Here is a 21,825-nt window from a genome sequence, read left to right as displayed (position 1 = left end):
ACACGTCTGGACCTCGACCGCGCTGGAGGTCGTACCGTGCTGGGAGCGGTGAAAGGATGGCGGAGTGACGGTCACGGTGGTGGGCATCGGCGGGTCCCTGCGCGCGGACTCGCAGTCCGAGCGCGCCCTGCGACTGGCCCTGGCGGGCGCGGCCGAGGCGGGGGCGAAGACGACCGTGCTGTCCGGCGCCGACATCGTCCTGCCGTTCTACGACCCGACGCTGCCCGAGCGCTCCGACACCGCCCGCAGGCTCATCGAGGAGCTGCGGGAGGCCGACGGCGTCGTCCTGGTCTCGCCCGGCTACCACGGCACCGTCTCCGGACTGGTCAAGAACGCCCTGGACTACGTCGAGGACCTGCGCGCCGACGAGCGCCCCTACCTCGACGGCCGCGCCGTCGGCTGCGTGGCCACCGCGTCCGGCTGGCAGGCCAGCGTCACCACGCTGACCGCCCTGCGCTCGATCGTGCACGCCCTGCGCGGCTGGCCGACGCCGCTGGGGGCGTCGGTCAACAGCGCCGAGGTCACCTTCGACGGCGCGGGCGGGTGCTCGGACCCGAAGGTCGCGAGCACCCTGCGCCGCATCGGCCTGCAGGTGGCCGAGTTCGCGCTCAGCGCATCTTCAGGGCACGCAGCGCGAAGTACACCTCGATGGCCGACTGCTTGATGGTCTCCGCGACCACGAGCGAGCCGTGCCCGGCGTCGTAGCGGTAGGTCTCGTACGGCACCCCGCGCTCGGCCAGCCGGTCGAGGTAGTTGTCGATCTGCCGGATCGGGCAGCGCGGGTCGTTCTCCCCGGCCAGCACCAGCACCGGCGCGCGGACCTGGTCGACGTAGGTGATCGGCGACGACTCGACGTAGCGCTCGCGCACCTCGTCCGGCGAACCGCCGAACAGCGCGCGGTCAAACGCGCGCAGCGGCTCCATCTCGTCCTCGTAGGCGGCCAGGTAGTCGGCCACCGGCACCGCGGCGACGCCCGCGGCCCAGCGCTCGGGCTGGGTGCCCAGGGCCAGCAGGGTCAGGTAGCCGCCCCAGGACGCGCCGTTGACCACGCACCGCGCCGGGTCGGCCAGGCCGTCGGCGACGGCCCAGTCGTGCACGGCGGCGACGTCGGCCAGCTCGGTGAGCCCCGGCCTGCCCTCGATGGCGTCCCGCCAGGCCGAGCCGTAGCCGGTGGAGCCGCGGTAGTTCACGTGCACCACGGCGAACCCGGCGTCCAGCCACATCGCCCGGTAGGCCGAGAAGCGGTCCTCGTCGGCGGCGTGCGGGCCGCCGTGCAGGCTGAACACCGTGGGCAGCGGGCCGTCGCCGTCCGGCCGGGCGATCAGCGCGTGCACGGGCCCGTTCGGGGTGTCGACGAACGCGTCCACCAGCGGCTGGGACCGGGGCGCGCGGTCGCCGGGCGGGGTGAGCAGCACGCGGTCGGTGGAGTCGGTGAACAGCGCGCGAACCACGCTGGCCTCCGCAGCGCACGACCACGCGTACTCGACGGTGTCGTCCGGGCGCGTGTGGGCCGAGCTGATCGTGCCTGCCGGGGTGTCGAGAGTGGACAGTGAGCCGGTGGCGATGTCGTAGCGGTGCAGGGTGTTGCGCGCCTGGTGCGTGTGCGCGATGAGCAGCGCGGTCCCGTCCATGTACCAGTCGGCGGTGACCTCGCCGGGCAGGTCGAGGACGATCTCGGTCTCGGTGTCGGCGACGACGTCCCAGATCAGCAGCTCCTCGCGGCCGCGCCGCTCGTGCGCGACGAGCAGCCGCTGGTCGCCCGCGACCGGGCTGAACGCGATGCCGTCGAGCCCCTTGCCCTTGCCGTCCCACTTCTCCGCGACGGTCGAGCCGTCGGCCACCGACAGCACGCGCAGCGCGGGGTGGCGGTTGTCGCCGTGCTCGGAGTGGGTGATGGCCAGCAGCGTCTCGTCCTCGGAGAGCGCGGTCACCCCGGCGTCGTGCTCGTTGCGGTAGACCACCTCTCCCGCGCCGTTGTCACGCGAGAGGTAGACCGTGGTGCCCTCGTCGCCGGAGACGCCGACCGCGCACACGCGATCGCCCAGCGACATGCCCGCGGGGTACCCGGCTGGCACGCCCGGCACGGCGATCTCGGCGGCCGTGCCCGACGGCCGCCCGGCGAACGGCTCGCGCCGCCACACGCCGAACTCGTCGCCGTCGGTGTCGTCGAACCACCACACGTGCTCACCGTCCGGGGAGACGGTCGCGTGCACCGTGCCGTTGGGGCGGTCGGTCACCTGGCGGTGGGTGTCGGTCGAGCGGTCCCAGGCGTAGACCTCCCAGACGCCGCTGGCGTTGGAGACGTACACGGTGCGGTCGGGGGCCTCGCGGGCCCAGTCCGGCAGCGTCACCCTGGGCGCCCGGAAGCGGGCCCGCCAGCGCGCCTCCTCGGCGTCGTCGGCGAAGAGGCGGTCGGGGACCTCGGCGGCGGGATGAGTGTGGGTCACGCCCCGATCCTGCCAGGAGTGCGCAAAAGCCAGGGAGAGGATGACGGGGTGGTTCCCGGCGCATACGGTGTCGGTGTGACCTGGAAGATCGAAGTGAGCGCAGACCGCTGCATGGCATCGGGCCTGTGCGTCGCCACCGCCCCCGACCGCTTCGCCATGGACGGCGCCGCCGCGGTGCCCACGGCCGAGGAGATCGAGCCGGACGAGAACGTCCTCGACGCCGCCGAGACGTGTCCCGCGCTGGCCATCATGGTCACCGAGAACGGTCGGGACCTACTCGCTTAGCGGCTGTTTCTGTCGTACCCCCTCGGTAACGTTTCCCCAGGTGGAGGCCCAAATCGAGGGGAGTACGGCATGCTGGTGACGCTCAGCGCGTTGACCTTTGCCGAGTACGCGACGGGCTCGCGCGCCCGGCGCACGGAGATCGTCGCGACCCGGCGCATCCCGGCCGACGAGTACGTGGGCGCCCAGTACTACGCGCCCCTGCTGGAGGCGATCCCGGTCGCCCTGGCCTCGGCCGACCCGACGGCGGTGCTCACCGTCGCCGCCCAGGGCCTGGAGCTGAGCGGGCAGGAGCGGGCGTACCAGGAGGCCACCGACGGCCTGCTGGAGTGGTGGCGCCGCGCCAGGGGCGTCGTCGTGACGGCGGGGGACTCGGTCCTGGAGACCGGCGGCCTGCGGATCGACGTCACCCCCCACCTGGCGTACCGCACGAAGACGGGAGCCGAGGTCGCCCTGTTCCACCTCAAGGAGGCGGAACTGCCCCGCGACACCGCGATCGCCGCCGCCCGCCTGATGCAGGTCTGCATGCTCGACCTGCTCCCCGACGCCATCCCCGTGGTCGTCGACGCCCGCCGCGCCCGCGCGTACCGCATCCCCGCCAACACCAACCTGGCCAAACTCGACGCCTGGCTCGCCTCCCAGGCCACGGCGTACGTCGACCACCAGCGCGCGATCTCCTAGCGGTGCGTCCTTTTCGGACAACCAGGACAAGTGGTTGACGTGTCATGTTCCCTGCGGGAGGATCTTGGCATGAAGAAGACGATGGGGGTTCTCGCGGGGCTGTCGGTCGCCGCGGGTGTCATGATCGCGAGCGCGGGCACGGCGGCGGCCCACCACGACCGCCGGGTCGTGTCCACGCACAGCACCCAGTCCGCCTGCGAGTACGAGGCGAACCAGTGGCGCAGCGGCGACGTGGGCGCCGAGTGCGTCTACTACGCCCCGTACGGCAACTGGCGGCTGATCATCTGGTCGATCCACAACTGATCCACCCGCACCACCGATGACGAAGGGGCGCCCGGGCAACCGGGCGCCCCTTCTCGGCTGATCGGCCCAACCAACGGCACAGGGCCGGTCCACATCTACTGTGGACCGGCCCTGAGCTGGTCGGGGTGACAGGATTTGAACCTGCGACCTCTTCGTCCCGAACGAAGCACGCTACCAAACTGCGCCACACCCCGGTGGAACGTCAGGAAGTCTAGCGGACGCTCGCACGGGCTCCGAATCGGGCACCCCTTGTCGCGGCCGTGCCGCCCGTCGGGCGGGGGACCAGCGTCAGCAGGCTGGCCTCCGGGGGGCAGGCGAAGCGGACCGGCGCGTACGGTGACGTGCCCAGACCCGCCGAGACGTGCAGCCACATGTGGGCGCCCCAGCGGGAGGCGCCCCGGGCGCGGCTGCGATCGAGATCACAGTTCGTCACGATCGCGCCGTAGCCCGGCAGGCGGAGCTGGCCGCCGTGCGTGTGCCCGGCCAGGACCAGGTCGTAGCCGTCCTCGGCGAAGGAATCCAGCACCCTCGGCTCCGGGGAGTGGGTGACGCCCATCCGCAGGGTCGCCTTCGGGTCGGGCTTGCCCGCGACGTCGCCGTAGCGGTCGCGGCGCAGGTGGGGGTCGTCGACGCCCGCGAAGGCGATCGGGCGGCCGTCGACCGTCAGCAGCGCGCGCGTGTGGGTGAGGTCGTGCCAGCCGCGCTCGATGAAGGCGGCGCGCAGGTCGCGCCAGGGGAGGGCGGTGCCGTGGACGCGCTTCTCGCTCGGGAACAGGTAGCGCGCGGGGTTCTTCGGCTTCGGCGCGTAGTAGTCGTTGCTGCCGAAGACGAACACGCCCGGCCGGTTCAGCAGCGGGCCCAGCGCGCGCAGCACGGCGGGCACGGCCTGCTGGTGGGCCAGGTTGTCGCCGGTGTTCACGACCAGGTCCGGGTCGAGTCGGTCCAACTCGGCGACCCAGGCCTGCTTGGACTTCTGCCCGGGCATCATGTGCAGGTCGCTGATGTGCAGCACGCGCAGCGGACGGGCGCCCTCGGCCAGCACCGGGAGGGTGGCCTCGCGCAGCGTCCAGCGGGTGCGCTCGTACCCCGACGCGTAGGCGAGGGCGGCGGCGCCGAGCGCGGCGGCGCCGATGACGATGGACCGGACGTGGTGGCTCACACCTTCGAGGGTACGTCGCCGTCGGAAACTGACGTGCGCCAGGCGATACCGTGAGTGCCATGGCACAGCTCAAGGAGCGGTTGCAGGCCGACCTGACCGCGGCGATGAAGGACCGGGACAAGACGAGGACGGCCACCCTCCGCATGGCCCTCGCCGCCCTGACCACCGAGGAGGTGGCGGGCGACGTCGCCCGCGAACTGGCCGACGACGAGGTCGAGCGCGTGCTGACCCGCGAGGTCAAGAAGCGCAAGGAGGCCGCCGACGCCTTCCGCGGCGCGGGCCGCGTCGAGCAGGCCGACCAGGAGCTGGCCGAGGCCGCCGTCCTCGCCGACTACCTGCCCAAGCAGCTCAACGACGCCGAGCTGGCCACCGTGGTCGAGGAGGCCATCGCCGAGGTGACGACCGCCCTGGGCGAGACCCCCGGCCCGCGCCAGATGGGCCAGGTCATGAAGGCCGCCACCGCCAGGGCCGCGGGCCGCGCCGACGGCAAGCGCCTCTCCGCCGCGGTCAAGTCCCGCCTGACCGGCTGACCCCGAGACGACGAACGGGCGGCCACGGAGAGTTCCGTGGCCGCCCGTTCGCCGTTCACGGCTGGATCGGGCCGATCGTGATCGGCGGTCCGTCGTCGTCCGGCGGGCCCCCGGGGTTGGTCGGGTCGCCGGGGTTGTCGCCGGGTCCGCCGGGCGGCCGGTCGCCCGGCGGGCGGTCACCGGGCGGCGGGTTCGGCCCGGACGGCGGCGCGTCGGTCGGATCCGTGGTCCTCGGCGGCGGCACGTACCCGGTGCTCACCTGGATGGTGATCGTCTCGCCGGGCAGCGCGGCCCCGCGCGGGGACTGCCCGACGACCGTGCCGCGCTTGCGCTCGGAGTTGAGGTCCTGGGCGACGACCTTGTAGCCCGCCCTGGTCAGGATGTCGGTGGCCTCTTCCCGGGACTTGCCGATGACGTTCGGCACCTTCACCTCGGGGCCGCCCTCCAGGTACCGCTCGGTCGCCGGTGGCAGCGGCAGGTTCGGCTTGCCCTGCAGGATCTTGGACATCGACTGGTAAAACGTTCTGGCGGGGACCGAGCCGCCGGTGATGATGCCGTCATCCCCGCACAGGCGCACCGGGTTGAGGCAGATGCCCTCGGGCCTCGGGCTGTCGTTGAACGTCGCCACGGCCCCCGCCAGCTGCGGGGTGGCCCCGATGAACGCCGCGGACTTGAACGCCTGGGTGGTGCCGGTCTTGCCGATCGAGTGCCGGTCCCAGCCGAAGGCCCGCGCCGCGCCCGCCGCGGTGCCGCTGCCCTCGTCGTCGTGGCTCATGCCGATCGCGAGGCTGTTCGCCAGCTTCTCGTCGACGACCTGCTCGCACGGCTGCTCGGTGTAGTCGAGCTTCTTGCCGTTGCGGTCGCGCACCTCGATCAGCGGCGTCGGCGGGCACCACACACCGCCGCTGATGATCGTCGCGGCGACGTTCGCCAGCTCCAGCGTGCTCACCGGGGCGGGGCTGAGCGTGAAGGAGGCGTTGCCGTGCTTGTTGTGCTCGGAGGGCTTGAAGAACTGGGACTGGCTGATCCGCAGGTCCTTGTTCTCGGCGTTGGGGTCCGGGGTCCTGCCGAGGATGTTCGACGCCAGGGTCTTGCGCAGGCCGAGCCGGTTGGCCATCTCGACGACCGCGTCCATGCCGACGCGCTCCTCGAGGATCACGAAGCCGGTGTTCGGCGAGGTCGCGAGCGCCTGCTGCAGCGTCATCTGCGGCGGGTACTTGTCGTTGTAGTTGCCCAGGCAGTAGTAGCGCGTGTTGGGGTAGGGCGCGGCTCCACAGCGCTCACCACCGCCGAGGAACTTGCTGGACTGGTAGCGGTTGGGCGTCTTGATGACGTTGTTGATGCCGCCGCCCGCCTCCAGGTACGCCGCGGCGGTGAACGTCTTGAAGACCGAGCCAGCGCCGAACTTGTTCTCCACGCCGTACGGGTACGGGATGGTGGTCTGGCCCTTGTCGCCGTTGAGCCCGTAGTCCCGGTTGGACACCAGCGCGACGACCTCGTGCCGCTCCTTGCCGGGCCGGACGATGGCCATCGTGTTGGCCACGCCCTCGATCGACTTGGGCACCTGGGCCTCGGCCGCGGCCTTGGCCAGGTCGGTCGCGCGGCGGTCCAGAGTGGTCTTGATCGTGTAGCCGCCGGTGGTGATCTGGTCGGGCGTGAAGCCGATCTCCTGCAGGTAGACCCACACGTACTGGCAGAAGAAGCCGATCTCCGGGCCCGCGCCGACGCAGTTGGCCGGGGGCTTGCGGACCTCGGGCAGGATGCCCAGCGGCTCCTTCTTGGCCTCCTCGGCCGCCTCCGGCGACAGCTTCTGCGTCTCGACCATCTTGTCGAGCACCAGGTTGCGCCGGGCCAGCGTGCCCGCCGGGTTGCGCCACGGGTTGTAGAGCACGGGGTTGTTCACCGCGCCCGCCAGCAGCGCCGACTGCGCGACGGTCAGCTTGTCCGGGGTGGTGCCGAAGTACGCGTTGGACGCCGCGCCGATGCCGTAGACCTCGTAGGCGAACTCGACGACGTTGAGATATCCGGTGAGGATCTCCTCCTTGGACATCTTCTGCTCGAGCTGGATCGCGATGCGGGCCTCGCGCAGCTTGCGCGCGATGGTCTGCTCCTGCGCCTTGTTCTGCTCGGTCTTGTTGTTCCGGTTGACGACGTTGATCAGGTAGTTCTTGACGTACTGCTGCGTGAGGGTGGACGCGCCCTGCACGTCGCCGCCGGTCTGGTTGGAGATCGCCGCGCGGATGGTCCCCTTCCAGTCCACGCCGTGGTGGTCGTAGAACCGCCGGTCCTCGATGGCGACCAGCGCGGCCGTCATCGTCGGCGAGATCTGGTCAGGGGTGACCGGCAGCCGGTACTGGTCGTAGATGGTCGCGATGGTCTTGCCCTGCGCGTCGGTGACGCGCGTGACCAGCGGCGGATCGGTGGCGACCAGGTCGGCGGACACGCTGTCGATCGTGTCGCTGGCTCGGTTTGACATCACCCCCAACGCCCCCACCACGGGGAAGAGCATGCCGGCGACGAGCACACCGGCCAGCAGACAGAGACCGAGAAGCTTCAGCAGGCTGTCTCCAACACGCACGGGCACCAGAGTACGCGTCACCCGGTTGGCTCACCTGATCACCACGGCCGCGATATTGACATTGCGTAACGTCTATGCGCCCTGGTGTTCTCGATGGAACCGACGGTCGCTAGAGTCCGTCAACGTCTCACGACAGCGCTTCTTCGACGGACCGTGTATCTGCGCGCCGGCGGGAAGCACCTGATACCGGGGGGTATCGGGTTGATGGGTCGCGACGACGACAGGGGTGGGGGATACATGTATCTCGAAGCACAGGTCGACTGGCGAGTCCGCGCGACGTGCCGGGACGAGGACCCGGACGGCCTGTTCGTCCGAGGCGCCGAGCAGCGCAAGGCCAAGCTGGTCTGCGTCGCGTGCCCGGTGCGGACCGAGTGCCTGGCGGAGGCCCTGGACAACCGCATCGAGTTCGGGGTCTGGGGCGGGATGACCGAGCGGGAGCGCCGCGCGCTGCTGCGCCGCAGGCCCGAGGTCGATTCCTGGCGCGACCTGCTCGACAGCGCCCGGCAGGACTCGCGCCGCCACGACACCGCGCGCGAGCTACAGGTCGGCTAGCCGCTCCCCGATCAGCCGCAGCCCGTCGAGGTCGTGCACGTCGGCGGGCATGGCGGGGACCTCGGCGCGGGCGACCGACGGGTGGGCCTTGGTGAACCGGGCGACCAGCCTGCGTTCGCGCCGGTCGAGGGCAACGCGGTCGGCGTGCAGGCGCAGCACGGCCGCGGCCAGCGGCGCGGTGCCCGCGCTCTCCAGGCTCTCCGCGGCGGCCAGCGCCTGCGCCGAGGGCAGCTCGGCCAGCACCGGGTGCGTCCGGTTGACGACCAGACCGGCCAGCGGCATCGACTCGGCCGCCAGCCGCTCGACGAAGTAGCTCGCCTCGCGCAGCGCGTCCGGCTCCGGCGCGGCCACCACCACGAACGCCGTGCCCGACGACCGCAGCAGCTCCGCCGTGCGCCGGGCGCGCTCGCGGAAGCCGCCGAACATGCTGTCGAACGCCTGCACGAACGCCGACGCGTCGGCCAGCAGCTGCCCGCCGACCACCGTGGACACGGCCTTGGCGAACAGGCCGAACCCGGCGCTGACCACCTTGCGCAGGCCGCGCCCGCCCGCGCGGGCCGGACCCATCAGGAGCTTGATCATGCGCCCGTCGAGCGCGGTGGACAGCCGCTGCGGGGCGTCGAGGAAGTCCAGCGCCGACCGCGACGGCGGGGTGTCGACCACGATCAGGTCGTAGGCGCCCTCCGCGGCGAGCTGGCCCAGCTTCTCCATCGCCATGTACTCCTGCGTGCCGGAGAACGACGAGGAGATCGTCTTGTAGAAGGGGTTGGCCAGCACCTCGCGGGCGCGCTCGGGCCCGGCGTGCGCCAGCACCATGTCGTCGAAGGTGCGGCGCATGTCGAGCATCATCGCGCTGAGCTCGCCCGTCGGGGCGAACCCGTCGACCTCGACCTGGCGCGGGGTGTTGTCGAGCTCGCGCAGGCCCAGCGACTGGGCGAGCCTGCGCGCCGGGTCGATGGTCAGCACGACCGCCTTGCGGCCGCGCTCCGCGGCGCGCACCGCGATCGCCGCCGCGGTGGTCGTCTTGCCGACCCCGCCGGAGCCGCAGCACACGATCACCCGCGTCGCCGGGTCGTCGACCAGCCGGTCCATGTCGAGAGTGGTCATCGGACCCCCTGATCGATCAGGGCCTCGGCCAGCTCGTAGAGCGCGGCGGTGTCCACGCCGTCGACCAGGTCGGGCAGCTCGACGGCGGGCAGGTCCACCTCGGCAAGCTGCGCGCGCGCCCGCTGCTCGGCCTGCACCCGCACGGCGTGCTCCACGGTCTCCTCGACCAGGCCGTCCAGCACGTCGTCGGCCAGCGCCAGGCCCGCGGCGGCCAGCCCGTCGCGCACCCGGCTCGCGTCGACCCGGCCGTCGGCGGCCGGGGTGACCGAGCGGGCGGGCAGCCGCGGCGGGCGGACCCGGTTCAGCACGATCGCGCCCGGGCGCAGGTCGGCGCCGTCGAGCTCGCCGACCGCGTCGACGGTCTCCCGCACCGGCATCTCCTCGAGCAGCGTGACCAGGTGGACGGCGGTGTCCCCGGAGTGCAGCAGCCGCACGACGCCCTCGCTCTGGCCGCGGATGGGGCCCACCTTGGCCAGGTCGGCCATGGCCCGGGTGACGTCGAGGAACTTCACGATCCGCCCGGTCGGCGGGGCGTCGACCACGATCGCGTCGTAGACGTGCCTGCCCCGGGTGTCGGTGCGCCGCGCGCACTCCTTGATCTTCCCGGTGAGCAGCACGTCGCGCAGGCCGGGCGCCAGCGTGGTGGCGAACTCGATCGCCCCCATGCGGCGCAGCGTGCGGCCCGCGAAGCCGAGGTTGTAGAACATCGACAGGTACTCCAGCAGCGCCGCCTCGACGTCGATGTGCAGCGCGCGAACCTCGCCCCCGCCAGGGGCGATGGCCACCTTCTCCTCGGAGTACGGCAGCGGCTGGGTGTCGAACACCTGGGCGATGCCCTGGCGGCCCTCGACCTCGACCAGCAGCACCTTCCGCCCGCCGTGCGCCAGGGCCAGGGCGAGGGCGGCGGCCACGGTGGTCTTGCCGGTCCCGCCCTTGCCGGAGACCACGTGCAGCCGCGCACGGGCGATCTCGGCGGTCCAGCCGACGACGGGAGAGGTCACCTGTTCAGGGTAAATGCCGGGTTGTCGGTCCCGCCCTGTGATGCTTCACCCTACGAGCGTGAGCGCGGCCGCGGCGGTGCACACGACGACGACGGCGCCCCAGGCCACCACGGGCGCGAGCACGGTCGCGGTCAGCAGGCACAGCAGGAGCAGGATCGTGACGGCGATCGCACCCGCCATCGCCACCGGCCCCGACCGGCGCGCGCGGTCGCGGACCTTCGCCATCGTGACCAGCACGAGCAGCAGCCCGCCCGCCCCCAGCAGCACGGTCGCGAAGATCCGCCAGCCCTCCATTCGACCACCGTAGCTCCGCGGGTGATCCGGCCTGCCCTAGGCTGCGGGCATGACTCGATGGGAGTACGCGACCATCCCGCTGCTGATCCACGCGACCAAGCAGATCCTCGACCAGTGGGGCGAGGACGGCTGGGAGCTGGTCACGGTCCTGCCGAACCCGACCGGCGAGCAGCACGTCGCCTACCTCAAGCGGCCGAAGGCGGTCTGACGTGGCCATCCGCGAGCGCCTCGCCGAGCTGGGCATCTCCTTACCGTCGGTCGCCGCGCCCGCGGGCTCCTACGTGCCCGCCGCGCGCACCGGCTCCCTCGTCTACACCGCGGGCCAGGTCCCGGTCGTCGACGGCAAGGTCGTCGCCACCGGCAAGGTCGGCGCCGACGTCACGCCGGAGGACGCCGCCGGGCTCGCGCGGATCTGCGCGCTCAACGCCCTGGCCGCCATCGACGCGCTGGTCGGACTGGAGTCCGTGGTGCGGGTGGTCAAGGTCGTCGGGTTCGTCGCGTCCGCGCCGGGGTTCACCGGGCAGCCCGGGGTGATCAACGGCGCGTCGGACGTGCTCGCCGAGATCTTCGGCGAGAACGGCAAGCACGCCCGCTCGGCCGTCGGGGTCGCCGAGCTCCCGCTGGGCGTGCCGGTCGAGGTCGAGCTGATCGTCGAGGTCGCATGAGCACCGCGGAGGACTGCCACGAGCTGCTGCTGCGCTTCGCGGGCCGCATCGACGACCGCGAGCTGTGGCGCCTGCGCGACTGGGTCGCCGCGGGCGCCGTCGACGCCGTCGCCCGCGCGCTGCCGCTGATGCTGCTGCGCGAGCGGGTCGGCATCACCCCCGAGGAGTCGCGCGCGCTCGGCGCCGTCCTGGTGCCCGCCGGGGCCGACCCGGAGCGGCTCAACGCCGTGCCGTGGGTCGACGACGTGCCCGAACTCGGCTACACGTTCACCGCGGAATCACCCGAATGGGTCAGCCGGGGCGACTCGCTCGCCGTCGTGCTGGGCGCGCTGCTGCGCGGCCGCCCCGAGGTGGTCGAGGCTCGCTCCAGCTGGCGCCGCGGCCGCTCCGGCGACACCCGCGTCGTGCTGGTCACCGTGACGGAGGGGCCCGTGCGGCTGGTCGGGGAGCTGCAGCGGGTGCTGCGCGCCCTGGGCAGCGACGAGCCCGCGGTCGAGGTGCTGGTCCGCGGCCACGAGGTGCCGCAGTACCACCGCGAGGCGCTGGCCGCGTCCGAGCCGCTGATCGCCCTGGCCCACCACTAGACCCGCCAAGTCACGACCAGCCGCCGAACTGGTCCCGACGCAAGGGGAGGACGACCGTGACACAGGTCACCGCGGGGAAGGGGTCGGCCCAGACCGCGCTGCCGATCCGGGTGCACGACCTGCTGCTGGTGCTCGCGGGCAGACTCGACGACGACGCGCTGGCCGAGGCCCGCGAGCTGGTCGCGGCCACCGAGGTCGACCGCGCGCTGGAGTTCGTCGTCGGCTGCCTGGTGGCGGGCCCGATCGCGCTCACCCAGGACGAGCAGGCCGAACTGCACGACCTGATGGTCGCCGCCCACTGCGACCCCACCGTGGCCGCGCGCGTCCCGGTCTCGGAGACCGCGGCCGCCCTGCGGCACCGCTTCGTCGCGGGCCGGGTCGACGGCGTGTCCCCCGAGGACGGCGTCGCCGAGGCCGCGGCGCGCGTGCTCGACGTCCTGCCCGACATCCGCGCGGTGTGGGCCGTCTGGCGCACCACGCCCGCGGGCGCGGTGTCCGGCCCGGTGCCGCACCGGGTCGTGCTGATCGGCGTCGGTCCCGGCGGGTTCGCGCCCGCCACCGCGTACCGCGTGCAGCACGCGCTGCGCCGCGCGGGCCTGACCGCGTCGGTCGAGGTGCTCCGCGAGGGCGCCGACCACAGCGACTACCACCACGCCGCCGTCCGGTACGCGACCGAGGTGATGGCCGAGCGCGCGTCCCTGCCGCCCGCGACCGGCTCGCCCGCGCCCGCGCAGCCCGCCGCCGCCCCGGCCGCGCCGCCCCAGCCCGACCCGGAGCCCGTCTCGGGCCCGTCCTGGATGGAGGAGGCGCCGCAGACCGGCCCGTCGGACTCGCTCAACGACAACGAGCTGGACCTGCTGCGCCAACTGCAGGAGGAACTCGCCCGCCGCGAGCAGGCCGACGGCGCCGCGCCCCAGCCGGGCTGGCAGGGCGACCTGTCCGGCGGCAACCACCCGTTCGACTGGCACGAGGCCAACACGATGGTCAACGGCGTGCCGCTGCAGCCGCCGGACCAGCGCTCCTAGCCGGCCTTCCACACGGCGTCGACGATCCGGGCGAGGTGCAGTCCCCGGCGCACGTCGAGGTCGTGCCCGGGCTGGTTCCGCTCGATGAGCTCGACGAACCGGTCCATCGCGATCGCGAAGGAGTCGGACGGGTCGGTGGCCCGTCCGACCACCTCGCGGTACCCGTGCTCGCCGTACACCGACACCTCGGTGATGGTGGGCCGCATGGGCAACCGCATCGACAACGTGGCCGTACTGGTCGCCCCAGTGTCGTGACCGAGCACGACGTTCCACAGATCAGGCTCGACGAAGTGCGCCCCCCGAACCTCCACGACCGTCCCGAGCGCGGCGTCGAGCAGGTCGAACACGTGCGGCCCGACGTCCGCCAACGCCCCGCCCTCCTGCCGCCAGGCGGAGCCGGAGTAGTCACCACCCAACAGCGCGCCGGACAGCCACCGCGCATTCCCACCGGCCCACCCGCCGAGCCGGTGCAGATCACCAAGCCACTCGATGGTCTCCGGGGCGAACCGCCGCACCAGATTCACGAGCGACACAACCCCCGAATCCCCCACCACCCCCGCCAACCGCTCAGCCCCTGGAACATCGCTGGCGACCGGCTTCTCCAAGAACACATGCTTCCCCCGCCGCACCGCCCGCTCGGCAAGCCCACCCTGCACCCCCGGCGGCACCGCGAACGCCACAGCATCCACTTCGGACAGCAACTCGCCGAAGTCCCCGAACACCCTCCCCAACCCCACCGCCCCCTCCGGCCGCCGAGCCCACACCCCCACGAACTCAACACGGGGGTGCGCAACCAACCCCGGCCCATGAACCCGCCGCGCCCACGGCCCCGCCCCAACCAACCCAACCCGCACCATGCGGCCATTAAATAACCCCACCAACCCCAACGCCCCGCCGCCACCCTCCGCCCCCACACCCTCGCCGCCACCGCCCGCACGACGACGTCCTCGCCGGACCACCCGTACCCTTCGTCGGACCACCTTCGCCGGTCCGCCCCATCGCCGCGCCCTCACCCTCGCAACCACCTGTGCCGAGTGATCCCGGCCCGCCACGGCCACCGCTTCCAGCCGTCTGCCTCGCCCGGCGCCGCCACCACCTCCGCGCCTGCCGCAGCCCGCCACCGGCACCCAGCTGTCGCCGCCACCCGCCGCCACCGCCCGGGGATCGCCGTTCCGCGCGGCACCGTCGCTGCCCGGGGCCACCACACCCCCCTCGTCGCCCGGAACCGCCGCCCGCCGCCGCTGGCTCCCTTCCCGCCGCTGTCGCTGGCCGCCCTCGCCGGGCCACCACCGTCGTTTGGGTCGCCGCCCTCACGGCCACTGTCGCCTCACCACCCTCGCCGGGCCACCACCCCTTGCCTCGCCGTCAGCCAAGGGGCTGGCGCCAGCGTGGGTGTCGGTGGCTTGCGCCTGCTGGTCCTCGTGGTGGGCGGGCGCGTATAGGGTCGGGGTGTGCGTGAGCTACCTGCGGAGATGGTGCTGCCCGAGGGTTTCGTGCCGCCGACGCCGCCCGAGCCGCCTGCTGTGCCTCGGGATGCGGCGACCGTGATGTTGGTGCGCGACACCGCCGAGGGGCTGGAGGTCTTCCTGCAGCGTCGGGTGGTCGGGATGGCCTTCGCCGGGGGCATGACGGTGTTCCCCGGCGGCGGCGTCGACCAGCGGGACGTGGACGCGTCGGTGGCGTGGCACGGGCCCGACCCGGACTGGTGGGCGCACCGGTTCGGGTGCTCGCCCGCGCTCGCGCGTGCGTTGGTGTGCGCGGCGGTGCGCGAGACGTTCGAGGAGTCCGGTGTTCTCCTCGCCGGGACGGACGCGGGCAGTGTGGTGGCCGATGCCAGGCCGTACCACGAGGCGCGGGCGGCGTTGGTCGCCCGCGAGGTGTCGTTCGCGGGGTTCCTCGCCGACGCGGGACTCGTGTTGCGGGCCGACCTGCTGCGGCCGTGGGCGAACTGGGTCACCCCGGCCGAGGAGCCGCGCCGCTACGACACCCGCTTCTTCCTCGCCGCCCTCCCCGAGGGCCAGCGCGCCGACGGGGAGACCACCGAGGCCGACCACGCCCACTGGCAGCGCCCCGCCGACACCCTTGCCGACTGGGGCAACGGCGAGTGCGCCCTGATGCCGCCCACCTGGGTCACCCTGTCCGACCTGGCCGAGCACCCGACGGTCGCCAGCGCCATGGCCGCGGACCGCACCCTGGGCAAGATCATCCCCAAGATCGTCCGCGACGGCGGCGTGACCCGCGTCGTCCTGCCCGAGGACCCGGCATGACCCATCCCGCCTACGGCGTGGTCCGCCCCGTGACCGCGTTCGCCTCGGTGCTGCTCGAGGACAACCCCGGCACGATGACCCTCGACGGCACCAACACGTGGCTCCTGCGCGCCCCCGGGTCCGCGGAGTGCGTGGTCGTCGACCCCGGCTACGAGGACGAACCCCACCTGCGCCGCGTCCTGGAGGCCGCCGGTCAGGTGGCGGCGATCCTCATCACCCACCACCACGACGACCACGTCCAAGGCGCCCCCTGGCTGGCCCGAGCCGCCAACGCCCCGATCCGCGCCTTCGACCCCGCCCTGTGCGCGGGCGAAGGCCCGCTCCGGGACGGCGAGGTCCTGACGCTGGCAGGCCTGGACCTGGAGGTTCGGCACACCCCCGGCCACACCGCGGACTCCATCTGCCTGGCGATCGCTTACGAGAACCAGACAGCCGTCCTGACCGGTGACACGGTGCTCGGCAGGGGCACGACGGTCATCGCCCCACCCGACGGACACCTGGGCCAGTACCTGGACTCCCTGCGCCTGCTCGCGGGCAGCCCGCCCGGGACGGTCGTCCTCCCGGGCCACGGCCCCGACCTCCCCGACCTCCCGACGACCGCCGCGATGTACCTGGCCCACCGCGAACAACGCTTGGACCAGATCCGCGCCGCCCTCACGCACCTAGGCCCGGACGCCACTGCCCGCCAGGTAGTCGAGGTCGTCTACGCCGACGTCGACCAGTCCCTGTGGGAGGCAGCCGAGTGGTCGGTCCACGCCCAACTCGCGTACTTGCGCGAGTCAGCCTGACGATCAAGTCTGGCCCGGTGGCTTCCTGAGGCCTGGGCGTGCCGAGTTCTCGGGCGGCAGCCCAGTTCGCTTCTCGGCCGGTGGCTGGCTGAGGGAACGCGGCTGATTGCCGCTTTCGGGTGGTGAGCCGAGATGCCGAGAAGCTCGGAACTCGATTCGGCCAGATATGAAGTTGTGGGGCAGGGGTCGTGATTGGCTCCCTTCGCTGACGGGCTGACGGGCTGACGGGCTGACGGGCTGACGGGCTGACGGGCTGACGGGCTGACGGGCTGACGGGCTGACGGGCTGACGGGCTGACGGGCTGACGGGCTGACGGGCTGACGGGCTGACGGGCCGAATTCGGTGGGGTGATGTCAGCCGGTGGGCTTGATGTAGGTGGCGGTGGGCGGGTGGCGGCCGTGAACGCGTGGGTGGGTTGGGTGGGCGGGGCTGGCTGCGGAGTGTGGATAGGTGGGGCGTTGGTGGGCAGGTGATGGGTTCGGACAGGTGGGTTGTGGACCGGCGGTGGTGTATGTGGGCAGCTGGCGGAGGTGTGGGACGAGAGCGGGGCCTGGGGTAGGTGTGGGACCGGTAGCGGGCTGGGGCAGGCAGCGGGGGTGAGGTCGATCGGTGGGAGGGGAGAGGCGGTGGCTGGCGATGGCCCGGAGTTCGGTGGGTTGCGGGTGGGCTGGGGAGTTCGCCAGGCCGGTAGGTGGGGGCGTGAGGGGGTGGTGTGGGCGCGGGCCGACCACGCCACGGTGACCGCCCGGTAGGTGAGGGGCGTGAGGGGCTGGTGCTGGTGGGTGGGATCGGCGCGGGTTTATTGGCGTGGTGGAAGGAGCGGCATCATGAGGTATTTGATGGGGACCTCCTGCTCGTCCACCGACGTGATCACTGTGGCGCGCATGCCGGGTTGGATGGAGAGGCGGATGCGGGTGCCGGTGTAGGGGCGTAGGGCGTCGATCAGGTAGCGGGACTGGACGGCGGGGCTGGTTCGGCCTCCCTCCACTGTGGCCTTTACCGACTCCTCGGCCTCGCCTGCCTGGGGGTCGGTGCCGCGGAGGCGGAGTTCGTGGTCGCCTACCTCGATCTGGAGTACGCCTCGGGCATCCGTGTAGAGGGCGACTCGGCGGGCTGCGGCCAGGAGGGTGTCGGCGTCGGTTTCGACCCAGGTGTCCACTGTGTTCAGGACGAGGCTCGACTCCGACAGGAAGACGCCGTCCAGTACCGCTGTGGTGACTGTGGTGTTGCCCCAGGAGAGGGTGAAGCGGTTGGGGTCGGTGGCCAGGGAGACCTCACCGCTGGCTTGTTTGGCTACTTCGGACAGCAGGCCCGCGGGGACCAGGACGTCGATGTCGGGGGACAGGTCGGTCGCGGGGACGGTGGCGATGGCCATGCGGTAGCGGTCGGTGGCGCGCAGGACGAGGGCGCCGTCCTCGGCGCGGAGGCGGACGCCCGCGAAGACCGGGAGGGTGTCGTCGCGGGACGCCGTCGCTGACACTGTGGACAGTGCTGTGGACAGCTTCGCTCCCGACACCGTGCCGCCGGGTGGGGGTGGGGTGGGGACGCCGGGGTGGAGGGCGGCGTCGAGGAGGGGGAGGGCGAAGCGGGCGCCGTCGGCTCGGATGGCGAGGCGGCTGCCCTCGACGACCAGGCGGACGCGGTCGACGTCCAGCGCGCGCAGCGTCTCGGCCAGGGGTTTCGCTGGCACGAGCACCGTGCCGTCGGTGTGCACGAGGGCGTCGCAGGACACCCGGGCCGTGCGTTCCCGGTCGCTGGCGGCCAGGACGACGCCGTCCCGGCCCGCTGTCAGCAGGAGGCCGCTGAGGAGCGGGTCGGTGTAGCGGGCCGGGACGAGGCGGACGATGTCGGCCGCGGCGGCGGCCAGGGTGGCTGTGGATGCGCTGAGGTCCATGCCACGAAATTAGCCCCGGCCGCCGACAGCCCGAGAAAGTTATCCACAGGTCTGGGAGTTATCCACATTCTGTGGACAAGCCCTAGACGAGGGCGGGCACCGGCTGGGTGGGGACACCGGCGAGGACCGTGTGCCGACGCAGGTACACCGCGAACGCGATCAGCAGGCCCGCGCCCGCCGCCGCCAGGTACGCCGACCACACGCCGACGTGCTCCACCAGCTGGCCGCTGACCGACTGGCCGAGGGCCAGGCCCAGCGTGACCGCCGTGATGACCCAGCCGAACGCCTCGGTGATGGTCCCCGGCGGGGCCACCTGCTCCAGCGCCGCCGAGTGCGCGGTCGCCTGCGGCGTGACCAGCGTGCCCGCGACCAGCAGCGCGATCGCCAGCCAGACCAGCGACGTCGGGATGGCCAGCAGCGTCAGGAGCAGGGCGAACCCGGCCAGCAGCACCGGTATCCGCAGGTGCAGCGGGCGGGGCCATGGCCGCGTCCCGTAGTACACGCCGAACAGCACCGAGCTCACCGACCAGACGCCCAGCAGCACCCCGCCCATGGGCGGGCTGCCCGCCTGCGTCGCCGCCGCGGGCACCGCGACCTCGACGAACCCGATGGTGACGCCGAACCCGGCCGCGGCGAGCGCCACGGTCTTCATCCCCGGCGACGCCAGCGGGCCGAGCAGGCTGCCGCCGCCTGCCCGCACCGGGGGACGGTACGACCGGATCGTCGGCATGAGCGCGAAGGCCACCCCGCCCAGGATCATGAACGCCGCCCCGAGGACCACGCCGGTGCCCGCCCACGGCGCGGCCACCAGCACGCCGGACAGCGCCGGGCCGACGATGAAGAAGACCTCCATGCTGATCGCCTCATAGGAGTACGCCGCCGTGCGCACCGGGCCGGGCGGGACCAGCCGGGTCCACATCGCCCGCGACGCGGAGCCGATCATCGGCTCGGTCGACCCGATGGCGAAGCCCAGCACCACCAGCAGCCAGGTCGCCGCCGCCTGCTCGACGGCGGTGATGCCCAGCGTCACGAACAGGGCGAACAGCCCGACCGTGCCGAGCAGCGGGCGCGACGGCCCGACGCGGTCCATCAGCCTGCCCTGGGCGACGGACCCGATGGCGACGCCGACGAGCGTGCCCGCCGAGACCATGCCCGCGGTGGCGAACGACCCGGTCGAGTCCTGGACGTACAGCAGCAGGGACAGGCCCACCATGGCGATCGGCAGCCTGCCCACGAGGGAGGCCAGCACCGGACCGCGCGCGCCCGGGGTGGTGAGCGCAGCGCGGTAGTCGGCCAGACCGGCGGAGTGGGACATGCGTACCAGTATGCCGGGACTGGTACGTCCGTACCAGTAATTACCGGGGTGGTTTCAACCACCGGCCGCGGTGGTATGTCTCGATCGGATAACGGAATGCGGCAATCGCGGTGAACCCGCGCAACGAACCCTGGGGAAGCGAGTCCTTGAGGGTGAATGGGCTTGTTAAGCAGGTGGGGTGCCGTGCGATGGTTTCCGTGTCACCCGCGAGTGGCCCAACGCAACTGAAGAGACTCCCTCCGGCGAACGGGTCGGGGCCTGCGGCCGGAGGGCGGGGAGCGTGGATCGTCGGGGGATGGTTCACGCAGGCGAAAGGCCGGTGCGCCGCGTCGGGGGCGGCGCCCGGCCTTTCGTTTGCTCTGCGTCCGGCTAGCGGGCCCGGCGGGCCAGCCGCTCCGGGTCCAGGATCAGCACGCTCTTGCCCTCAAGGCGCAGCCAGCCGCGGTGGGCGAAGTCGGCGAGGGCCTTGTTGACGGTCTCCCGGGAGGCGCCGACGTACTGGGCGATCTCCTCCTGGGTGAGGTCGTGGGTCACCCGCAGCAGCCCGGCCTCCTGGCTGCCGAAGCGCTGCGCGAGCTGCAGCAGCGCCTTGGCCACCCGGCCGGGGACGTCGGTGAAGATCAGGTCGGCCAGCATGCCGTTGGTCCGGCGCAGCCTGCGCGCGATGACCCGCAGCAGCTGCTCGGCGATCTCCGGCCGGTTGTTGATCCACTGCCGCAGCGCGGGCCGGTCCATGGTGACCGCGCGGACCTCGGTGACCGTGGTGGCGGTGGACGTGCGCGGCCCGGGGTCGAAGATCGAGAGCTCGCCGAACATGTCCGACGGTCCGAAGATCCCCAGCAGGTTCTCCCGGCCGTCCGGCGACTTGCGGCCGAGCTTCACCTTGCCCGACTGGATGATGTAGAGCCGGTCACCCGGCTCACCCTCGGCGAAGATCACGTGCCCCCGCGGGAACTCCACCGACTCGAGCGTCTGCGCGAGCGCCTCCGCCGCGGCCGGCTCGACCCCTTGGAAAATGCCCGCGCGGGCAAGGGTCTCATCCACCTCGGTCCTCCGTTTCCACCCGGCGCACACAGACGCTGTGCGGCCGATCACCGCATTCAGTGTAGGGCCTGACCCGTTAACGCCATCACGGCGCGCCGTCAAGGTCGGTTATGGATCCTTCAACCAAGCCCAGCCGGAGAACAATAACGCCTAGTCAGGCCCCCTTGCGACCACGCAGCTTGGCGGCGCGTCCGCCCAGCCTGCGCAGCCGGAAAAGCTCCAGCGCACGGCCGATGCCGTGGCCGTAGAGCGCCCGCACCTCGTCCGGCCTGGCCTGCTCGAGGAACTCCTCGACGTCGGTCTCCTGCACCGCCGCGTGCCGGATGCGGGTCTCCACCCGCTCCATGAAGAGCGCGAAGAACATGATCACCAGCGGCACCGCGAACACGAACCAGACAGCCATGTGTCGTAGATCCTCGCTCCCAGCCGGACCCGCCCGGTCCGACTTTCCGATGGACTCGCTTTGCTAGGACGTCCGGGGCACATCTCGGGTTGTTCGTCGGGCCGTAGGCTAGCGACGTGCCCGCGACCACCCGACGCCCGCCCCTGGATGCCGAACCCAGTCTCGCGCTCACCCGGCGTGTTCGCCGGATGACCAGGGCGTTAGCGGAGGGCTACCCCGACGCCCACTGCGAGCTGGACTTCACCACCCCGCTGGAGCTGGCCGTCGCCACGATCCTGTCCGCGCAGTCGACCGACGTCCGGGTCAACCTGACCACCCCCGCCCTGTTCGCCAAGTACAAGACCGCCGCCGACTACGCCGCCGCCGACCGCGCCGAGCTGGAGGAGCTGATCCGCTCCACCGGCTTCTACCGCAACAAGGCCGCGTCGCTGATGGGCTTGGGCGCCGAGCTGGTCGAGCGCTTCGACGGCGAGCTGCCCGCCAACCTCGACGACCTGGTCACGCTGCCGGGAATCGGTCGCAAGACCGCCAACGTCATCCTCGGCAACGCCTTCGGGGTACCCGGGATCACCGTCGACACACACTTCGGCAGGCTCGTCCGCCGCTTCCAGTGGACCGACCTGGAGGACCCGGTCAAGGTCGAGCACGCGATCGGCGCACTCGTCCCGCGCAAGGACTGGACGATGCTGTCGCACTACGTGATCTTCCACGGTAGGCGGGTCTGCCACGCCAAGAAGCCCGCGTGCGGGGCCTGCTTCCTGGCCAAGGACTGCCCCTCCTACGGCACGGGCCCCACCGAGTACGAGGCGGCCGCCAAGCTGGTGAAGGGCGAGGAGGCCGAGCACCTGCTGGAGCTCGCCGAGCGGGTGCGCCAGGGCTACCGGCCGGGCCGGTCGACCGGGTGAT

The 21,825-nt window shown here is 72.3% G+C and carries 24 protein-coding genes and 1 tRNA gene; 13 read left to right on the top strand and 12 right to left on the bottom strand.

All coding sequences use genetic code 11. The features are described 5' to 3' along the window. The first annotated feature begins 64 nt into the window (after window positions 1-64). Entirely contained in the window at window positions 65-664 is a 600-nt protein-coding gene (locus IEY98_RS03560) for an NADPH-dependent FMN reductase (RefSeq protein ID WP_189208815.1), read from the top strand. Here IEY98_RS03560 and IEY98_RS03555 read toward each other — a convergent pair. Then, window positions 609-2,447, bottom strand: a complete 1,839-nt coding sequence (locus IEY98_RS03555; protein WP_189208814.1) for a S9 family peptidase — start codon at window positions 2,445-2,447, stop codon at window positions 609-611. The genes IEY98_RS03560 and IEY98_RS03555 overlap by 56 nt on opposite strands. A gap of 75 nt (window positions 2,448-2,522) precedes the next feature. Between IEY98_RS03555 and IEY98_RS03550 the strand changes: the two genes are divergently transcribed. The 3 genes from IEY98_RS03550 to IEY98_RS03540 all read left to right on the top strand — a co-directional run bounded on the left by IEY98_RS03550 (window position 2,523) and on the right by IEY98_RS03540 (window position 3,713). Next, a complete protein-coding gene (locus IEY98_RS03550) occupies window positions 2,523-2,732 on the top strand; it encodes a ferredoxin (RefSeq protein WP_189208813.1) in 210 nt (69 codons plus the stop codon). Window positions 2,733-2,801: 69 nt separating this feature from the next. Then, entirely contained in the window at window positions 2,802-3,410 is a 609-nt protein-coding gene (locus tag IEY98_RS03545; RefSeq protein WP_189208812.1) for a hypothetical protein, read from the top strand. Between the two features lie 69 nt (window positions 3,411-3,479). Continuing rightward, window positions 3,480-3,713 (top strand): hypothetical protein, encoded by a 234-nt coding sequence (locus IEY98_RS03540; RefSeq protein ID WP_189208811.1) that lies wholly within the window; start codon window positions 3,480-3,482, stop codon window positions 3,711-3,713. A 117-nt stretch (window positions 3,714-3,830) separates the two neighbouring features. Here IEY98_RS03540 and IEY98_RS03535 read toward each other — a convergent pair. Together IEY98_RS03535 and IEY98_RS03530 are read right to left on the bottom strand one after the other, a co-directional pair. After that, window positions 3,831-3,907, bottom strand: a tRNA-Pro gene (locus IEY98_RS03535). Between the two features lie 17 nt (window positions 3,908-3,924). Beyond that, window positions 3,925-4,872: a metallophosphoesterase gene (locus tag IEY98_RS03530; RefSeq protein ID WP_229786532.1), complete on the bottom strand. Its 948-nt coding sequence runs from the start codon at window positions 4,870-4,872 to the stop codon at window positions 3,925-3,927. Window positions 4,873-4,931: 59 nt separating this feature from the next. On the opposite strand from IEY98_RS03530, the gene IEY98_RS03525 reads away from it, so the two are divergent. Next, window positions 4,932-5,402, top strand: coding sequence for a GatB/YqeY domain-containing protein (locus IEY98_RS03525; RefSeq protein WP_189208810.1), 471 nt, complete (start codon window positions 4,932-4,934; stop codon window positions 5,400-5,402). A 55-nt stretch (window positions 5,403-5,457) separates the two neighbouring features. On the opposite strand, the gene IEY98_RS03520 is transcribed toward IEY98_RS03525, so the two are convergent. Further along, window positions 5,458-7,980 (bottom strand): transglycosylase domain-containing protein, encoded by a 2,523-nt coding sequence (locus tag IEY98_RS03520; RefSeq protein ID WP_189208809.1) that lies wholly within the window; start codon window positions 7,978-7,980, stop codon window positions 5,458-5,460. 237 nt (window positions 7,981-8,217) lie between these two features. On the opposite strand from IEY98_RS03520, the gene IEY98_RS03515 reads away from it, so the two are divergent. Further along, window positions 8,218-8,532 (top strand): WhiB family transcriptional regulator, encoded by a 315-nt coding sequence (locus IEY98_RS03515; RefSeq protein ID WP_189208808.1) that lies wholly within the window; start codon window positions 8,218-8,220, stop codon window positions 8,530-8,532. Here the strand turns inward: IEY98_RS03515 and bagB are convergent. Genes bagB through IEY98_RS03500 form a run of 3 tightly spaced genes read right to left on the bottom strand, consistent with a single transcriptional unit; the run spans window position 8,518 to window position 10,934 of the window. Next, the gene (gene bagB, locus IEY98_RS03510) at window positions 8,518-9,639 is read right to left on the bottom strand and encodes an ATPase BagB (protein WP_189208807.1); all 1,122 of its coding nucleotides are present in this window, start codon (window positions 9,637-9,639) and stop codon (window positions 8,518-8,520) included. The two genes, IEY98_RS03515 and bagB, sit on opposite strands and share 15 nt — an antisense overlap. Beyond that, window positions 9,636-10,640 (bottom strand): ATPase BagA, encoded by a 1,005-nt coding sequence (bagA, locus tag IEY98_RS03505; RefSeq protein ID WP_189208806.1) that lies wholly within the window; start codon window positions 10,638-10,640, stop codon window positions 9,636-9,638. The genes bagB and bagA overlap by 4 nt, the downstream gene beginning before the upstream one ends. Window positions 10,641-10,685: 45 nt before the next feature. Further along, entirely contained in the window at window positions 10,686-10,934 is a 249-nt protein-coding gene (locus IEY98_RS03500) for a hypothetical protein (protein ID WP_189208805.1), read from the bottom strand. Window positions 10,935-10,983: 49 nt separating this feature from the next. Between IEY98_RS03500 and sp36 the strand changes: the two genes are divergently transcribed. The 4 genes from sp36 to IEY98_RS03480 are packed head-to-tail and all read left to right on the top strand — an operon-like array spanning window position 10,984 to window position 13,208. Then, window positions 10,984-11,142 carry a Sp36 family protein gene (gene sp36, locus IEY98_RS03495; protein WP_189208804.1) on the top strand — a complete coding sequence of 53 codons (159 nt, stop codon included), beginning with the start codon at window positions 10,984-10,986 and terminating at the stop codon, window positions 11,140-11,142. A 1-nt stretch (window position 11,143) separates the two neighbouring features. Beyond that, window positions 11,144-11,599 (top strand): RidA family protein, encoded by a 456-nt coding sequence (locus IEY98_RS03490; protein ID WP_189208803.1) that lies wholly within the window; start codon window positions 11,144-11,146, stop codon window positions 11,597-11,599. Then, entirely contained in the window at window positions 11,596-12,183 is a 588-nt protein-coding gene (locus IEY98_RS03485; protein ID WP_189208802.1) for a hypothetical protein, read from the top strand. Before IEY98_RS03490 ends, IEY98_RS03485 begins: the two co-directional genes overlap by 4 nt. Window positions 12,184-12,239: 56 nt before the next feature. Continuing rightward, window positions 12,240-13,208, top strand: coding sequence for a hypothetical protein (locus IEY98_RS03480; protein WP_189208801.1), 969 nt, complete (start codon window positions 12,240-12,242; stop codon window positions 13,206-13,208). Here the strand turns inward: IEY98_RS03480 and IEY98_RS33520 are convergent. Further along, entirely contained in the window at window positions 13,205-14,065 is an 861-nt protein-coding gene (locus tag IEY98_RS33520) for a Gfo/Idh/MocA family protein (protein ID WP_189210029.1), read from the bottom strand. The genes IEY98_RS03480 and IEY98_RS33520 overlap by 4 nt on opposite strands. Window positions 14,066-14,680: 615 nt before the next feature. Here IEY98_RS33520 and IEY98_RS03470 point away from each other — a divergent pair. Together IEY98_RS03470 and IEY98_RS03465 are read left to right on the top strand one after the other, a co-directional pair. After that, window positions 14,681-15,475, top strand: a complete 795-nt coding sequence (locus IEY98_RS03470; RefSeq protein WP_189210028.1) for an NUDIX hydrolase — start codon at window positions 14,681-14,683, stop codon at window positions 15,473-15,475. After that, the gene (locus tag IEY98_RS03465) at window positions 15,472-16,263 is read left to right on the top strand and encodes an MBL fold metallo-hydrolase (RefSeq protein ID WP_189208800.1); all 792 of its coding nucleotides are present in this window, start codon (window positions 15,472-15,474) and stop codon (window positions 16,261-16,263) included. The genes IEY98_RS03470 and IEY98_RS03465 overlap by 4 nt, the downstream gene beginning before the upstream one ends. Window positions 16,264-17,062: 799 nt before the next feature. On the opposite strand, the gene dnaN is transcribed toward IEY98_RS03465, so the two are convergent. The 4 genes from dnaN to IEY98_RS03445 form a co-directional block, all read right to left on the bottom strand. Continuing rightward, complete coding sequence (gene dnaN, locus IEY98_RS03460; RefSeq protein WP_189208799.1) at window positions 17,063-18,157, bottom strand: DNA polymerase III subunit beta; 1,095 nt, start codon at window positions 18,155-18,157, stop codon at window positions 17,063-17,065. An 82-nt stretch (window positions 18,158-18,239) separates the two neighbouring features. Further along, window positions 18,240-19,472 (bottom strand): MFS transporter, encoded by a 1,233-nt coding sequence (locus tag IEY98_RS03455; RefSeq protein ID WP_189208798.1) that lies wholly within the window; start codon window positions 19,470-19,472, stop codon window positions 18,240-18,242. Window positions 19,473-19,841: 369 nt separating this feature from the next. Beyond that, window positions 19,842-20,516 carry a Crp/Fnr family transcriptional regulator gene (locus tag IEY98_RS03450; protein ID WP_189208797.1) on the bottom strand — a complete coding sequence of 225 codons (675 nt, stop codon included), beginning with the start codon at window positions 20,514-20,516 and terminating at the stop codon, window positions 19,842-19,844. 154 nt (window positions 20,517-20,670) lie between these two features. Next, window positions 20,671-20,919 carry a hypothetical protein gene (locus IEY98_RS03445; protein ID WP_189208796.1) on the bottom strand — a complete coding sequence of 83 codons (249 nt, stop codon included), beginning with the start codon at window positions 20,917-20,919 and terminating at the stop codon, window positions 20,671-20,673. A gap of 188 nt (window positions 20,920-21,107) precedes the next feature. On the opposite strand from IEY98_RS03445, the gene nth reads away from it, so the two are divergent. Next, window positions 21,108-21,824 carry an endonuclease III gene (nth, locus tag IEY98_RS03440; RefSeq protein ID WP_189208795.1) on the top strand — a complete coding sequence of 239 codons (717 nt, stop codon included), beginning with the start codon at window positions 21,108-21,110 and terminating at the stop codon, window positions 21,822-21,824. Window position 21,825 lies beyond the last annotated feature (1 nt).

The sequence above is a fragment of the Actinokineospora fastidiosa genome (genome assembly GCF_014648415.1).
Classification (GTDB): Bacteria; Actinomycetota; Actinomycetes; order Mycobacteriales; family Pseudonocardiaceae; genus Actinokineospora; species Actinokineospora fastidiosa.
Note: the sequence above shows the minus strand (reverse complement) of the source record. Positions and strands in the feature narration are given on the sequence as shown.